8 protein-coding genes are annotated in these 16,945 nt (G+C 67.4%); 4 read left to right on the top strand and 4 right to left on the bottom strand.

Features of this window, described 5'->3' with window-relative positions; translation table 11 throughout:
• Positions 1-667: 667 nt before the first annotated feature.
• Positions 668-1,837, bottom strand: coding sequence for a hypothetical protein (locus AB0H52_RS24710; protein WP_151492688.1), 1,170 nt, complete (start codon positions 1,835-1,837; stop codon positions 668-670).
• Positions 1,838-2,015: 178 nt separating this feature from the next.
• Entirely contained in the window at positions 2,016-3,560 is a 1,545-nt protein-coding gene (locus AB0H52_RS24715; RefSeq protein ID WP_357950267.1) for a radical SAM protein, read from the bottom strand.
• Between the two features lie 239 nt (positions 3,561-3,799).
• On the opposite strand from AB0H52_RS24715, the gene AB0H52_RS24720 reads away from it, so the two are divergent.
• Positions 3,800-4,030, top strand: coding sequence for a hypothetical protein (locus AB0H52_RS24720; protein WP_357950270.1), 231 nt, complete (start codon positions 3,800-3,802; stop codon positions 4,028-4,030).
• Between the two features lie 3 nt (positions 4,031-4,033).
• Positions 4,034-4,501, top strand: a complete 468-nt coding sequence (locus tag AB0H52_RS24725) for a hypothetical protein (RefSeq protein ID WP_357950273.1) — start codon at positions 4,034-4,036, stop codon at positions 4,499-4,501.
• Positions 4,502-4,505: 4 nt separating this feature from the next.
• Here AB0H52_RS24725 and AB0H52_RS24730 read toward each other — a convergent pair whose 3' ends face one another.
• Positions 4,506-5,102, bottom strand: a complete 597-nt coding sequence (locus tag AB0H52_RS24730; protein ID WP_357950276.1) for a hypothetical protein — start codon at positions 5,100-5,102, stop codon at positions 4,506-4,508.
• A 434-nt stretch (positions 5,103-5,536) separates the two neighbouring features.
• Positions 5,537-8,068, bottom strand: coding sequence for a DUF262 domain-containing protein (locus AB0H52_RS24735; RefSeq protein ID WP_357950279.1), 2,532 nt, complete (start codon positions 8,066-8,068; stop codon positions 5,537-5,539).
• Between the two features lie 256 nt (positions 8,069-8,324).
• On the opposite strand from AB0H52_RS24735, the gene AB0H52_RS24740 reads away from it, so the two are divergent.
• Both AB0H52_RS24740 and AB0H52_RS24745 read left to right on the top strand, forming a co-directional pair.
• Positions 8,325-14,753: a DEAD/DEAH box helicase gene (locus AB0H52_RS24740; protein WP_357950282.1), complete on the top strand. Its 6,429-nt coding sequence runs from the start codon at positions 8,325-8,327 to the stop codon at positions 14,751-14,753.
• Positions 14,750-16,933, top strand: coding sequence for a UvrD-helicase domain-containing protein (locus AB0H52_RS24745; RefSeq protein ID WP_357950285.1), 2,184 nt, complete (start codon positions 14,750-14,752; stop codon positions 16,931-16,933). Before AB0H52_RS24740 ends, AB0H52_RS24745 begins: the two co-directional genes overlap by 4 nt.
• Positions 16,934-16,945: the final 12 nt, after the last annotated feature.

The following is a 16,945-nucleotide window of genomic DNA, read 5'->3' on the forward strand; positions in this document are numbered from 1 at the left end:
TGAGGGCTTCACCCGCTTCAACCGCCTCCACATAGGCCAATCACCCGGCATCATCCCAGCTCACCGGCTCGCCGAACGAGAACGCAACAGCCCTGCGCCCCGTCTTGTGGAGGCCTCAGACTGTGACTAGGGCTGGCGGCAAACGAGGTGGCACCGGCCAGGACCGCGCAGACCGCGACGCTCAGCAGCGCCACGAGGGGATACCGGGCCCGTGGCGGTTACGCGGGTCCGGGATCCGGCCCAGGGCTTCGATGAGCCCGGCATGTTCACTGTCGGTGACCGGCGGTGAGAGCGTGTCGGAGCCGGGGGTTGTCACGGTCAGTGCGCACATCAGAGATGATGTCATCGGCGGGTGACGTTCCTCGGTGGTCGTGCAGCGTCAAGAACTCCATGATCACCTTGAGGGATTCACCCGCTTCATCCGCCTCCACAGAGGCCACTCACCCCACGAAATCCCTGTTCAGCGCCCCGCGCCGCGAGAACGCAACAGCCCTGCCACCGGGACCAGTCGTGATGGTGGGGTCCCCGGATGGCGCGATCAGGATGAGCAACAGGCCCACTGCCGTTGCCAGGAAGCCGAGCAGCAGGCCACGACTGCGGTACAGGTCGGCGAGCGCTCCGGGCAGAGTGCGCCGAGGGTTCGTCGAATGCGGCGATGAAGGCTCCACTACTGGGGCGCCTTACCGAGTGGCGGAAGGTACCTGATGACGGGCAGGCCGGCCGATTCGCCCATCGACAGGTAGTGCTGGACGTTGGAGTAGCCGATTCGATCGCCGTCTCGCACGAACAGTGCCGACTCGCTGCCGAGCCGCTTGAGCAGCGGTACGCCGACGATGGCCGGCACGTTCGCCCGCGCGCAGATCTCCGTGAGAGAACGCTGCTCGTCCACGTGATCGATGAGCACGACCTCAAGAGGCGTGAAAACGTGGGACGGCAGGTATCCGTTGCAGAAGGATTCCAGCAGCCAGGTCGTGTCGTCGTCCCAGTTGCCGCGGGGCAGGTCCAGTGTTCGGAACGTACCGCTGAAGAGGGCTACCTCCGCCTCATGGATCTTGGCGCGTCCCCGATGCGCCAGCTCGATGAGACCGTCAATGCCGAACTCCTGGTAGAGCAGGAATGCCTGCCGGGTGTGATCGCGGTAGAGGGACCACAACTTTGGTCGCTCGGCCCCGTGGCGGCCATACACCAGGATGTTGCGCAGTGCGTGCAGTGGCACGGCGGCCGTCGCTGCGAAGCAGGTGCCAAGTACCTCGGCGATTCCTTCCTCCAGCCCCATGGCGTAGACCTCGGGGTCGACCCGGCCCGGCACTGTGTGAACGACTTCGTGGGCGAAGAGGGCCTCGCTGTAGAGCGGCCGCAGGCCGTCACGGCGGAAGTAGACCCCGGACGGGATGCCGTAACGCTCCTCGTCCTCCCGGTCCGGCGCGAACGCGGCCCATCCGAACTGGTCGAAGGGTGCCGGGAAATCGTCCACCACGTAGAGATCCGAATCGCCGAGGTCGAGCCCCGCACCTGTCAGTCTGGCCGTGATGTCGCCGCCCGCTGCGGTGACCCGATCGTGCACGGCGGTCTCGGCCTGAGGGACCTGCACTGCGGCAACTGCCCGGAGGTCGTCCGCCATCAGCGTGCCCAGCGCGGCTTCGTCGTCGTGGAGCGGCCCATCGGGTGACATGGAGTCGGCCAAGTCGCAGAGTGTCGCTGCTGCGGACGCTGCATCAGCTGCCGCCGCCAGGTCGATTGCCGCGCCCACTCGCTCGACAAAGCGATCGATGTTGGCGAATCGGCATGCGGAGAGATACATGCCGCCGTACAGGAAGTCACGTGTGGCCGTGCTCAATGAAACCCTCGCCCCTGTCGCTCCTTGACGCATGGCTGTCCCGTTCCGTCAGGCGCGGGACAGTCACGCCGTCCTTGCCGTCCTTGATGGCATCCCACAACGATGGTGGTCAGCCGCCACCGCCGTTGCCGTTGACCCAACCCTCACCACGCTTCATGACCATCACCTCCGCTCATCCTCAGCTGGTGGATCTCGGCCCGACTGACTGCTGCCGAAGGGCAGCCGTCAATCGCGACGTCTCGTTCATGACCTCCGCGGCGACCTGGGTGAATGAGGCTTCCAATCCGCTATCCACGACTTCGGACAGACATCGCTGGGCTGCGACGATCATGCAGCTTGTGCTCTCGTCCGAGAGCGCTCGCAGCGAGCGGAGGCGCTCGAACGACGCGGCGTTATCTCCCCGGGCAGCGCGAAACTTCTCCGTATCGCAGGCGGCCTCGATGTCTTCGAACGGCGCGAGAGCCCTCCGCATCCCGGTGTACAGGTGGGACACATGTGGATCCGTGAACTCGTAGTAGACCCGGTACTTTTCGGTGTGCATGGCCACGCCGTGCCGCTCGTAGTACCGCAGCAATGGTGCTCCGGGGTACAACTCCAGGCGATTGGTGAGTCGGGAGTAGCTTGTGACCCGGCTTCGGGCGAGGAAGCTGAGGTTTTCGGCAATGCCGGCGAGGGTGGACATCGGTTGAAACATGATGAAGCCGGTTGAGAAGTCGATGTTCAACCGGCGTAGCGCTGCTATGGCTGCCTCAACCTGATCATTGCTGGTCCTCTTCGCGAACAGCCGGATGTCGGAGCTGGTAGCCGATTCGATGCCGATCAGCACGTGCCGCAGCCCGACCTCGCGCAGCCGTCCCAGCAGATCCTCGTCGATCTCGTCAACCCGGCACTCGATCGAATAGGTGATCTGGAACGGGAGTTGGCCCAGGTGTCGTACGAACTCAACGGCCCGTTCCCGGCCCTGACCGGCCCCGCCCAGGAAGTCGTCATCGACGATGCTTATCGCTTTGACACCGTGGGTCTCGTGCAGGTGAACGATCTCGTCGATGACCGACGCGGCGCTGCGGTGTCGCCACTTCGGCAGACTGTGGTAGCGGTTGGCGTAGTTGCCAGACTGGCAGAACGTGCAGTGCGCCGCGCACCCCCGGCTCGTCGACATCGTGGCGTGCCCGCCGCGGTACGCCACCGGTGACGGGTCGCGAAAGGCGAAGGGCAGATCATCGAGCGCTGCGACAGGAGGTCGAGGCCCTTCCGTGACGATCCGACCATCCTGTCGCGTCTGCAGGCCCTTGACGCCACCGTCGCCCTGGCCGCGCATCAGCCTGGCCCAGACTTCGGCAATCGTCTCGTCACCTTCGTACATGCATGCTGAATCGAGTTCGGGGCAGTCGCGCAAGACCTCTTCCCAGAGAAACTGCAGCCCCTGGCCACCGATCGTGAGATACGCGTTCGGCGCGTACTGGCGCAGATGTCGCGCCAGACCTATTGCGTCGGGAGTCTGCCGGGTGAAGAGGACGCCTATGCCGATCAAGGTGGCCCTTTGCGCGAGTTCGCGCACCAGGTCGGGCGGTGGCGTCGGGCATTCGTCGAACACCTGCACCTGAACATCCAGGCGCTCAAGCACTGCCGCGACGGCGCGGAGACCCAAACTTTCGGCTGAGCGGTACTCGCCGTGGTCATAGGCCGGAGCGACAAATAGCGCGGATGGTGCAGGTTGGACCACTCTGCTTCCCCGTCCCGGAGGTTCGCGTACCCGATTGTGTCAGGGGCCGCTCCGTACCGGAAGCCTCTGTGCCTACTCATGTCGACCGCCAAGTTCGGCCGCCGCGACGTGCCCTCCGGCACCCAGCTGCGCGGAAGGAAGTCAACACTGTCGGCCTTCCCGGCACGGACGTCGCCAAGGACCTGGACGACATCGGAGCTGGCCGTGCCACCTGGGACCCAGATCGGAAGCGTTATCAGGTGAACGGCCGCACCTATGCAGTTGAGCCGAGCGGCACGGTCTTTCCCGAGGCTGGCCCTGGCTTAACGCAGTTGAACCGCGCCGAGTACGGCACGCTGAAGGAGTACATTGCCGCTGGCGGCGACATCGAGAAGGCGAGAGCCGCGATTGACCGCAATCCGTTCCTGACCGAGGCCGCGCAGGAGCGGGCGCCGGAGGTCTTCCGCCACCACAAGAGCTACCGGGGGTGAGCGTTGCGCTATCAGATCCACTTCGAGAAGGAACTGCCCGCCGAAGCGCTACGCCGATTCCTGAGCGAGGACTACGGCATCTCACCGGACGCGGTCTACGTCGGCCGGATCGAGGACCGGGCGATCGATGACCCTCGGCCGGTCGCCATGCTCAATCCTCCCTACGAGGACGGGGAGTTCGGCTGGATCCTGACCGGTGACACCGAGCTCGCCGACGCCACCAATCAGGGGGAGCGAGAGTTGGCGGCCACCCTGGCCCGCACCTTCGGGGTGCGGTCGCTGGTCGACGACGGTGGCATCTACCCCGACCGTTGGCTGCTGGTCAGCACCGATGGCAGCAGTGGTCGGGTCCTCACCGACGAGGACGCTGCGGCCGACGGGGACCTGCGCGTCGTGCACGCTTTCGAACCGATCAGCGGTGAGCCACAGCTCACCGTCGTACCGCCACCGGACTGGGCCCGCGACTGGTGACCGACTAACTGGTGGCGACCCGCCGCTGGATCCGGTCGACGATCGACGCCCTGCGGTAACCCGGCAACTCGACCCGCACCACCTGGGCGAACTCCTGCCGCATCGCTGCGAGGTCAATCGGCCGCCCGGCGAGCTCCGCGCAGAGCTCGTCCAGCGGCCATGCCCGGTAATGTCCGTAGCGGATGGCGTAGATGGCCACCGAGTGCAGGGCGAAGGCGTCCGAGTAGTCCAGCAGCACGTACCCCAGCAACTGGTCGATTTCGGCTCTGGTGAGTGCGGCCGCACGGCTGCCGTCCGGCCGGGCCCTTCCCTGGGTGGCCTTGAAGTCGACGAGCACTCCGCCGACGATGAGATCGGCGTCAGCGTTGAGGTCGACGCTGCCCTCGAACGTCGAACCGGTGGCCACGGGCCCAGACGGCAACCGTGGTAGCAGTTTCTCCACGGCCAGGTCGCGCATCGCGATCAGGTCGGCGACCTCGTCGGCGTTGGCCAGTGCCAGCAGGTCCGACGCCCGACTGTCCGGGCCGAGCTGCATCAGGCGTGATCCGTCGACCCGAGCCGCCCGGTACAGCTCGACCAGAAGAGCGAGCGCGTAGGACATCCGTGCCCACCACTCGTCAGAGCGCTTCCTGAACCGGGCCGGGCGGATTGGCCCGGCGTGATTGCCGTCGTGATCGACGGCACCCAGGTCGTGCAGCAGTTCCAGGCCAGCCCGTCCGCATGGCGCGCGCCCTGAGCGGAGACCGGCCATCGCAAGCCTGACCGAAGGGGACGGGTCGATCATGAACCGCAGCCACCAGTCGATAGCGGCGCCTTGCGTCCCGAGCGCAACCGTCGGAGACGGCAATAGCCGGGCCAGGCCGACGGCCTCCCGGTAGTCGGCCTGTACATCGTGGTGGTGCGGGAACCTCGCGCGGAGCCAACGGGCCACCGGGCTCTTGGCGTTCTTTACCTCATTGGTTAGCGCGGACACGGCTACCACCTCGATTGCTGCGAAGGCAGGTCGACATATCGGAGAAGACATCTGGCCTTTCGCTAGACAGTGAGGGTTTCGTCCTCCTCTTGCTCGGATAGATGGGTCTGCTCGTAGAACCACTGCAGGTGCTCTACGAGGGCTGCGGCGGCGGCGCTGTCGGCGAGGACGGTCAGGGCGAAGCTGGGGCGTAGGTTGAGCTTCGCGGCGGCGATGCTCACGCCGGGAAGCTGATTTAGTCGTTGCCGGAATTGCTCACGCAGCGTCACGTCGTCGAACGGCAAGCGGCTGGCCAGGTGTTGGAAGACCACCTCGACTTTTCCGCTGGGATAGAGCGTCACAGGCCAGATGTCGCCGTCGCGGTGGCCACGCTCGCGGGCCATCAGGAAGCAGGACGTCTCCGCTCCACCGCCGTAGAGGAGCGTGCCGCCCATCTCGGTCCATCGGTCGAGCAGCGTCAGGGCGGCTCCGGCGACGACGACGTCCTGCAACACTCCGAGCTGCTCGGCGAAGCGGTCGGCACGGGACTGCCCGTCACCAGGTCGCGGCCGAGGCAGCCGTCGGGGCAGTTCGTCGGGGGCTAAGCCGCTCAGTTGCGCCAGCTCATCGAGGTCGATGCGCTGGGTCGGGTCCGCCCGACCCTGCTGGTCGAACAACACCCCTTCGGCTTGTAGCGCCGCGATCGGGTCGTCCGTTCGTCCGTCGGGCCAACGGAATCCACCGGCCTTCGTTCCCTCGGCCTGCAACACCCGATGAGCATTAGTCACCGGGACGGCGCGCAGCCGGTTGCCGACTGGCTGGGGCGCGGTGCCGATCAAGGCGGCGAGGTCCCCGTAGGTTGTCCAGGATCCGGCCGGCATCGCGGCGAGCGCCGTTTCCATGAGGTCCCAGCGCACCTCAGACTGATCCACCGTCGATCCGGTGGGACCCGGCCAAAGGTTGATGATCCGCTCGGCGAGGGTGTCGGCGCGGGCGTGAATCTGCGGTCGCCCCCAGCGTTCGCAGGTGATGATGTCCTGGGTGAGGCGGACACCGCTCTTGGCGAGGTCGACCCGCTTGACCGCGAACGGGCTGTTGCCCAACTCGGCGTTGTAACCGGTCAGGGTGAGGTTGCCCAAAGTATGTTTCAGGGCACCGTGAACCTCGACGACGTTCTCGTGCGGATCGAGGTCCGCAGCGAGCATGCGCTGCCACTCTGGACCCATGCTTTGCGGCAGGACGTGCTCGATGGTCAGCTTCGCCGGGGAGACCGGCTCCTTGCTGTCGTACGACTCCTCCAGCCAGCGCAGCACCAGCGAACGCTGCGACGCCCGCCCGTTGGTGTAGAACGGTAGCGACCGGACCGCGTGACGTACGTCGGCGTCCGTCGCGTAGTACTTGCGCCCGTCTGACAGGTAGGCGTGCACAGCCTGGTCGACCGGCAGGTCCTTGTTCATCTCGGTGACGATGGATACCAGGTTGCGGTTGATGTTGGCCGTAGCGCGGCCAATGAGCAGCCGCCGAACCAGGAAGCTCTCTACGTACCTCATCGCGGAGGCAACCTCTGCGCTGGTCGCGGTGCCCAGGCTGCGCCGTTCCAGCAGATGCAGCAGCAGTGGGTTGACGGTGCTGCTGCCCCAAGCCTGCAAACGTTCCAGCCGGAGGCGTACGCCCGGGTCCTGCTCCTTGCTGGGATGCAGGATGATCTCCAGCAGCGTGCCCAGGTGACCGAACCGACGTACCTCGGCCTCGACGTCGTCCTCCGTGCTGAGCCGGTCGAGCCGCGCCTGCTGTCGCGCGTACGTGTCACCTTGCGTGATCCGCGGATCGCGCTGCACCAGATCCAGCCAGAACAAGTTCTCTAACTCGGTCGAGTTGAACCGCTTCTGTAACGGCAGCCAGTGCGCGTCGTAGACGGTCTTGCTGCGGTTCGGCAGACGCATGAACAGGTAGTTCCGCAGCAAGTCGGCTTGGGTCAGCTTGAGGCCGGTGTTGTTCAGCGACTCAAAAATTCGGTAGACGTTGTCCTCAAGGTGCGCGATCACCGAGACCAACGCCAACCCGAAGAGCACCGCGTCTTCCAGGTGGTTCACCTTCGCTGCGACGGCAGGGCTCGCCAGTCTGTCGCGGAAGAACTTGTAGGCGGCACCGACCTCGCCTCCACCGGCCTGGGCCGAGGAGTCCACGCAAGCCAGATAGGCGTCGAGGTCGGCCTGGGTGGGGACGAGCTTTAACCGTCGCTCGGGCACCCACTGATTGATCAGATACTGGCCGGTCAGTCGGTCGCGGTGCGTGTCGTCCTCGGTGAGCGCGCGGTGATCCCGAATGGCGCAGAGCAGGATGGAGAGGGTCGTCAACCGCTGCTGGCCATCGACCACCAGGAACACGCCGACGCCGGCGGGACCGTTGTTGGGACTGGGTGCCAGCACCAGCGACCCGATGAAATGAGTTGCCTTCGGGTTTTCGGCACGGTCGTCGGTGAGCCGGAGAATGTCGTCCCACAGGCGTTCCAGGTGGTGGTCCTGCCACGAGTAGGTGCGTTGATAGAGGGGCACCTGGTATTGCTTCGTGCCTTCGAGCAGGCCTTGCAGAGTCGTTTGTGCCGCTGCAACCATCGGGAAGCCGTCACCTCATCCGTTCCGGACCCATTCCGGCCCGTGATCATAAGGCGGATCACAAAGAGCCGTACACCCTTTCATTGCTGTGCCGCGGAGTGGTAGGGGTGCTTGGCCGCAACGTAAGTCGTGGTGGAAGCGGTGCTCGACGTTCGATCCGGCGGGTGGCTGTCGCGAATCTGACTCTGTCCCCGAGAGGCTGTCGGGCAGGTCAACCGCGGTAAGGGGTGAAGTAGCATGCGGCGGTGATCCGCTCATGAGGCCGACCATCGCTGCCGACACCTTGCGTCGGACCCTCACCCAGTACCTGACCACCACCTTCGGTCTGACCGAGGACGGCGTACGCCAGGGTTTGGAGGGTTTTCTCTCCCACCCGGAGCAGGGCATCTTCCGCGGCCCGTACCTGCGGATTCGCACCCCCTTCCGCCCGGCGGAGGGCGACTGGCGGGCGCACCTCGATTGGGCGCCGGCCGGCTTCGCCCCTTACCTGCACCAGGCGAACGCGTTCGCCCGCCTGTCGACGAAGGGCAGGGCGGCGGAGCCGACCCTGATCACCACCGGCACCGGCTCGGGTAAGACAGAGTCGTTCCTGATCCCGGTGCTCGACCACTGCCGGCGGCAGAAGCAGCAGGGCCGGGCCGGGATCAAGGCGATCCTGCTCTATCCGATGAATGCCCTCGCGACGGACCAGACTCAACGCATCAACGAGCTGCTCTCCGACCCGGCGCTCAGCCAGGTCACCGCCGGTCTCTACATCGGCGACGTCGCGGCCATCGAGTACGCGCACGTGTTCACCAAGCGGTCCGAGATGCGTCGCACGCCGCCGGACATCCTGATCACCAACTACAAGATGCTCGATCTGCTGCTCCAGCGTGCCGACGACCTGCCGCTGTGGGAGGGGTCCGAGCCGGCGTACGTGGTGTTGGACGAGTTCCACACCTACGACGGCGCGCAGGGCACCGACGTGGCGATGTTGCTGCGCCGGCTCGCCGCCGCACTCGACCTCGACGAGCCGGGCCGGCCGCTCGGGCCGATCTGCCCGGTGGCGACCTCCGCGACGCTCGGCGAGGGCGGTGGCCGGGACGGTCGGACCGCGATCCGTGAGGTCGCCGAGCAGGTCTTCGGCATTGCCTTCGACGCCGGGTCGCTGGTAGGGGAGGACCGCTACGAGGCTCGCGAGTTCATCGCTCGCCAAGACTTCAGCCTGCCGCTGCCGAGCCCGGAGCAGCTTGCCGCCGTCGACGACCGCGACCCCGAGGAGATGATGTCCGAGGTCGCCGAGCTGGTCGTCGGTGAGCGCTGTCTGGACGATCCGACGCGTCTGGGTGATCTGCTGCGCCAGCATCCGTTGACGAAGGCGGTGCTCGACTCGCTCCAGACGCGGCCGTGCACCCTCGACGAGATCATTGACGTGTTGCCCCGAAAGAACGCCACCGGCTGGGGCAGCGTGATGAAGACCCGGCCGGAGATCACGGCGAAGGCTCTCGCCCGGTTCGTCGGCCTGCTCTCCGTCGCGCAGAGCCCGGAGGCTCCCGGCCGCCCGCTGCTCAACATCGAAACCCACCTGTGGGTACGCGCCGTCTCCCGCCTGCTGCGCGGCACTTCCCACCAGGCTGCCTTCGGCTGGTACGGCGAAGCGCCGCGCGAGCTGGACCCGTACGCCACCGACGCCGACGTGGTCGTGGCCGACAATCGCTATCCACGGTTACCGGCCATCTACTGCCGGCACTGTGGTCGCTCCGGCTGGATGGCGTTGTCGCCGGAGAAGGACCCGCAGGAGCTGGAGACCGACCCGGACAAGATCTACCGCGCCAGCGTCGGTCGGGACAAGCGCCGGGTCCGCGCGCTGATCGCCGCGACCGACGACGAGGTACGCCAGCGCTCCCGGGGCCTGCTGGTCCTGGAGTACGGCCGTCGGGTGCGCCCCTTCGACGAGCAGCGCGACCGCAAGCCGACCGACGACGCGATTGTCGTGCTCGGTGACGTGCTCGACATCGATGGAGCCGAGAAGGATCGCTGCCCGTCCTGCGAGCTCGACCACGGCATCCGCTTCCTCGGTGCCGGCCTGGCCACCCTCGCCTCGGTGGCGATCACGCAACTCTTCACCGGTGGGGAGCTCGACGAGGCCGAAAAGAAGACGCTGCTCTTCAACGACTCGGTCCAGGACGCCGCGCACCGCGCCGGCTTCGTCGCCAACCGGTCCTACTCGTTCTCGCTGCGCTCCCTGCTCGCCGGCCGGCTGAACGCCGGGGAGTCGATCGGGCTCGACGACCTCTTCGTCAGGATGATCGAGGAGGCGGCGAAGCCGGAGATCCTCTCCACCGTCGTGCCGCCGGACCTGCACGATCAGCCCGGAGTCGACAGCCTGCTCGCCGGCGAGCACAACGGAAGCCGGGAGACCTGGGAGCTGATCAGCGAACGGCTCGTCTTCGCTACCGTGATGGAGACCGGGCTGCGTTCCCGCCAGGGCCGCACCCTGGAGTTGACCCGCAGCGTCGCCGTCGACGTTGCACTGGACGATCCGGCGCGAGCCGCCGCGATCTGCCGGGACGTCCACCTCACCGGCCCCGGTCACCTGGCCGGAATGGCGCCGGACGACGCCCGCTACCTCGCCTTCCTCCGCGGTCTGCTGGAACGGTTACGGACCCGGGGTGCGGTGTTCCACGAGTGGCTGGTGCCGTACCTCAAGCGCGGCGGCACCCGGTGGCAGATCTGGGGCGGACGGCCCGCCGGGATGCCGGCGTTCCCGAAGGGCCTGTCCGCGCCCGCGTTCCTGCTCGCGACGCCGAAGTCCCGCTCGGAATTCGACGTGATCACCGCGCGGGGAAACTGGTACCAGGACTGGACGTCGCGCTGCCTCGGCCTCGACTCCGGCGACGCCGCCGGCTTCCTCAGCCGGCTGCTGCCGGCCCTCGCCGCCGCCGACGTGGTCGCCGCCGGCGACACCGAGGACGGCAACACGGTCTACGGGCTGATGCCCGGCCACCTGCGGGTGACCCGACTCGACGACGCGTCCGCCGCGACGGCCGGGGTCGGCTGCGACACCTGCCACTGGCAGCAGACCGAGCACCCCGACCGGGTGGCCGACTGGATCGGCCAGCCGTGCCGCCAGTACCGCTGCCGCGGCCAACTCCAGGCCGCCCATGACGACACCGCCGCCGCCGACTACTACCGGCGGCTCTACCTGGACAGCCCGGTGTTCCGGGTCGTCACCGGCGAACACACCGGCATGCTCACCCGCGCCCAGCGGGAGACGGTGGAGAAGCAGTTCCGCGACGGCGAGCGCTACACCGACCCGAACGTGCTCTCCTGCACGCCCACCCTGGAGATGGGTATCGACATCGGCGCCCTCTCCGCGGTGGTGCTCGCGTCGCTCCCGCACGGCCCGGCCAACTATGTCCAGCGAGCGGGTCGCGCCGGGCGTAAGAGCGGCAACGCGCTCGTGTTGACCCTGGTCGGGCGATCCGAGCGGGATCGCTACTACCTCACCGATCCGCGCGACATGATCGCCGGACAGATCGTCCCACCCGGCTGTTTCCTCTCTGCCGTGGAGATCCTGCGCCGTCAATACCTCGCCCACCTGATCGACCTTGCCGCCCGTGGCCGCCTGGCCGGAGTGCTGCCGATGCCACGACGGGCGCACGTGCTGTTCGGCCCGACCGGGTGGCTGACCGGCCTCGCCGAGGCTGGCCGTCGCGACGGCGGCCGCCTGGTGGAGGAGTTCCTCACGCTGTTCGGAGACGAGGTCCTGCGGCCCGCCGCCGACCAGCTGCGTGAGTTCGCGGTGGACGGGATCGTCCACCGGGTCAAGGAAGCCGACGACGTCTGGGAGTTCCGGTTGGCCGACCTGCGTCGCCGGATGCAGGAACTCGCCATCGCCCGCGGCACGCTGGTGCCGAGCGACCCCGAGCACGCCCGCGAGATCAAGATGTTGAAGGCGGAGGAGGGGGCGGTCCGTCGCCGCCTGCGGGAGGTCAGCACGGCTGCCGCCCACGGCACCCTGGTCGAGTTCGGTCTGCTGCCGAACTACGCGCTCATCGACTCCCGGACCGACCTTGAAGCCACCCTGACCTGGGAGGACAAGGCCGACGGCGACCGCCGTTTCCACAGCGAACTCCGCGAGTACGCGCGCCCCGCCCGCCAGGCGCTCGTCGAGATCGCACCCGGCAACAGTTACTACGTGCGGGGCTACAAACACGAGATCTCGGGGCTCGACGTCGGCCCGGCGGATCGGCCCGCGTACGAGCAGTGGCGGATCTGCGCACAGTGCGGCTACGTCCGCACCCACCTGGCCAAAGAGGACACCAGCGCCTGCCCGCGTTGCTCGGACCCAGGCATCGCCGATCACGGCCGGCTGTTCCAGGTCCTCCAGCCCACCCGGGTGCTGAGTCGCGACAAGCGTGACGACGCCCGCATCCGCGACGACAGCGACGACCGGGACCGGCGTTTCTACGCCACCACCGTCGCCGTAGACGTCGACCCGGCCAAGGTCGATTCGTCCTGGCGGCATGCCCACGACACCTTCGGCGTCGACTACAGCCGGCACGCGATGATTCGCCACTTCAACCTGGGCGCGCAGCGCTACGACCGGGCAGCCGAACTGTTCGCCGGCGAAGAGGTGCGAATCAACCGCTTCCACACCTGCACCTCCTGCGGCGGGACAACGGTCGACGGCGTCCCTGCGGTGAGCCAACAGCTCGCCGCCGAAACCTCCGGCTCGACTGTCGTGAAGGGCGCCGAGCACCACCGGCCCTGGTGCCCGTACCGGCGCTCGCCGGCCGCCCCGGACGCCCACGTCGACCTGATCCTCGCCCACGAGTTGGAAACCGAGGCGCTGCGCATCCTCATTCCCGCCGCGACCGCGGTGGTACAGGAACGCATCGCCTCGTTCGCCGCCGCCATCCGCCTCGGTATCGCCGCGCAGTACGGCGGTGACCCCGCGCACCTGCAGGCCGTGTCGGCCACGATGCCGGACGGGCAGAGTGACGGGACGCGCAACTTCGTGGTCGTCTTCGACACCCAGCCGCAGGGCACCGGCTACCTGCACCGCCTCGCCAAGCCAGAGGAGTTCCGCGCGATCCTGGAGCTGGCGCGGCAGCGCATCGCCGACTGCGTCTGCCGACACGAAGGCCGGGCGGTGTGTCACCGCTGCCTCCTGCGCCACGCGCGTAACGAGCACTTCGCCCTGATGAGCCGCGACGAGGCGCTGGGGATGCTGGACAAGCTCCTCGACACCTGGGACGTCGAGGAGGGCACGCGTACCGACGAGATCTCGCTGATCCACCAGGTGGAGAGCGAGCTGGAGATGCGCTTCCTCACCAAGTTGCTGGCGCTTGGCGAGGCACCCAAATCGGGCCTGCGGATCGACCGGCGGACCGATCACGACGGTGCCCGCATCGCCGACCTGCGGTTCGTCCGGGACAACGGTCAGAGCGTCACCCACTGGCAGATGAAGCTGCAGAACACCGTTCGAGGCACCCGTCCCGACGTCCACTTCAAACGCCTCGATGCCCCGTCTCCAGAGGTGGCCGTCTACCTCGACGGCTTCAAATACCACGCCTCGTCTCAGTACAACCGGCTCGCGGACGACGCCAAAAAACGTGCCCGGCTACGCGCGCACGGCTACCTGGTCTTCGCCGCCACCTGGGACGACGTCAAGACCTGGGGCGGCACCGACGGGCAGGGGCGGTGGACGCCGTACGGCGGGGTCAGCAAGCAGGCGGCCCGGGAGCGATACCGGCAGTTCCTTCCCGGCGCTGATCCGGACGAGCTCGAGGAGACCGTCTGGGTCAACCCGATCGAGCAGCTGATGCGCTTCCTCGCCGATCCCGATCTCAACCGATGGCAGCGTCGGGCGGAAGCCACCCTGGCAGGCATGCTCAAACAGGCCCGGGACAACACGGCCACCGACTCTGGCGGCGTGGCAGAGCGACTGTTGGCCGCGCTGCGGGGAGAGCCACTGCCCGGGCCGAACGCGCGACACATCATGATCGCGCGGGCCCGGGACAACGCGGACTGCCCGGTGACGCTCGTCGTCGACGGGCGAAGCAGGCCCCTGCCGACGTGGTCGGCGTTGACCGTCGTCGACGACCTTCCGGCCGCCGTGGCCGGAGCGGGCCACAAGGAACGCTGGGCCGCATGGCTGGCCTGGGGCAACGTCATCCAGTTCCTCGGCAACGGTGGTGGTGACGCAGGTCAGCTCGCTGTGTCCAGCCTCGACGTCTTCGAGCCGGCCTCGATGGCCGTCAGCGAGGGCACCGGGCTGGTATTCGCCCAACGCGCGCAGCCGCTCGACGAGGAAACGGCAACGTGGCTCGGCGTCGTGGCGCAGCCGGTGGCCGTCGAGCCCGAAACGCTCGACAAGGAGTCCCCGTGGCGGGACATTCTGCGCTACCTGGACCCGGACGAGAACACCCTGGACCAACTCGTCCAGCAGTTGGCCCGACAGGACCTGCCCGCACCGGTCATCGGTTACGAGTTGGGCGATCAGGGCTGGCAGGCCGAGCTTGCCTGGCCCGACCGGCGAATTGCCATTGTGCTCACCGGCCGGTCCGGCGACCCGGAGACAGAAGATCGTGACCGGGCGTACGCGGACGCGGGCTGGCACGCCCGTACCGCTCGGGAATGGTCGGTGGACGAGCTGGCGGCAGAGATCAAGGCGACGAGCGGGGGAGAACGTCGATGAGCACCGGAGCAACGACCCTGCGGATGCTGGACCGCGCCGACAAGGAGGTCATGAAGCTCACCCGCGCCGACATCGGAGCGGTCTACGAGTTCATGCACAAGTTTCGGCACAATCCGGAGAACCCCGGGCTCAATCTGAAGGCGCTCAACAGCGAATCCCGGTTGATGTCCGCCCGTGTCAACAAGGACTACCGGGCGCTCCTGCTGCACATCGCCGGGCGCGACTACCTGCTCGTCGCGGTCAAGCACCGCGGTGAGGTGTACGACGACCTCGCCAGGTACGCGTACCGCATCAACCGGATCACCGGCGGCATCGAGGTCGTCGACATGGCACCCGTCGGTGACAGCATCATCGGCCGGGTTGTGCCGCGCGAGGTCGAGCCTGAGCCTGCGCAGAAGCCGCTCTTCGACACCTACACCGACGCCCAACTGCTGGATCTCGGCGTTTCTGAGCCGCTGCTGCCGCAAATCCGGGAGTTGACCACCGAGGCGCAGCTTCTGGAGCTGCTCGACCGGGCTCCCCAGCTCACCACCGACGTCCTCTTCGCGCTCTTCGACGGCACCCCCTACGACGAGGTGCTCCAGCAGGTCACCGATCCAGTCCGGGCCGACGAGCCGGTCGACCCCGAGGACTTCGAGGCCGCCGTTGAACGCCCCGCTACGCAGGTGACCTCTGACGACGAGGCGCTGCAGGCGATGCTGGGCGAGGCCTTCGAGCGGTGGCAGATCTTCCTGCACCCCACTCAGCGGAAGCTGGTCGAGCATCCCTATAAGGGCCCGGCGCGAGTCGGTGGTGGCCCGGGGACCGGCAAGACGATCGTCGCACTGCACCGGGTGGCGCATCTCGCCCGACAGTTGCCGCCGGGGGTGGACAGGCCGATCCTGCTCACCACCTACAACCGGAACCTGGCCGCCGACCTGCGGACCCGACTGATGGCGCTGGGCGGACAGGAGTTGGTATCGCGCGTCGACATCGTCAACATCGACCGGTTGGCCAGCCGGGTGGTGGCCGAAGCCAAGGCGGGTGGCAGCCGCCGCGTGATAGACGACAATCGCGTCCTTGATATGTGGGACGAGTTCCTCCTTGAGACCGGGGAGACCGGCTGGGAGGCGGAGTTCCTGGCTGCCGAGTGGACCCAGGTGATCCTCGGTCAGGTTCTCAACTCGCGGACGGACTACTTCAAGGCCCGCCGCCCCAACCGCGGTCGCAGTCTCACCCGGATCGAGCGGGACCAGATCTGGCAGCTGACGGAGCGCTTCGCCACCTGGTTGGAAAACCGCGGCGTCTGGACCTGGCGTCAGGTGGCACAGCGGGCTGCCCGTCTCGAGATGGACCGCACAGCCCACAACACCGGTGTCGCCGACGACTCGTCCGGCGGCTTCTACCGCCCGCGCTACCGCCATGTGGTGGTCGACGAGGCGCAGGATCTCAGCGCTGCGCACTGGAAGATGCTCCGAGCCATGGTTGCGCCAGGCCCAGACGACATGTTCCTCACCGGCGACACCCACCAGCGCATCTACGACAACCACGTCACGTTGGGCAGCCTCGGTGTCAACATCCGCGGCCGGTCGTCCCGGCTCACGCTGAGCTACCGCACCACCCGCCAGATCCTCGCCGATGCGCTGCAGATCATGACCGGCGAGGTGTATGACGACCTCGACGGCGGTGAGGAGGACCTGGCCGGCTATCGGTCGCTGCTTCGTGGCGGTCGACCGGTCTTCCACGGTGCCGCAACGTGGACGCAGGAGCGTGATCTGATTGTCGAGCAGTTGCGCAGTTGGGGCAGCCCGACGGACGGCTCGGTGGCCATCTGCGTACCGACGAAGGATATGGCGGCGGACGTCATCAGCCACTTGCAGGCCGACGGGCTGGTAGTGGTGGAGATCGGCCCGGATGGCCCGAAGCGGCCGGACGGCGTGCACGTCGGCACGATGCACCGGTTCAAGGGCCTCGAGTACCAGCGGATGATCATCGCTGGGGTCAGTGACGGCCTGGTGCCTCGGCAAATGATCAGCAGATACCGGGACACTGACCCGAAGCGTTACCAGCGCGAACGCCAACGCGACCGGTCCCTGCTCTTCGTCGCGGCCACCCGTTCGCGCGACGAGCTTGCGGTGTTCTGGCACGGCACGCCCAGCCCGTTTCTGACCGGGCGGCTCGTACAGCGACAGCTAGCCTGATTGCCGGCTCCT

Origin of the sequence: Micromonospora sp. NPDC050695, from assembly GCF_040654415.1 — a bacterium.
GTDB lineage: Bacteria > Actinomycetota > Actinomycetes > Mycobacteriales > Micromonosporaceae > Micromonospora.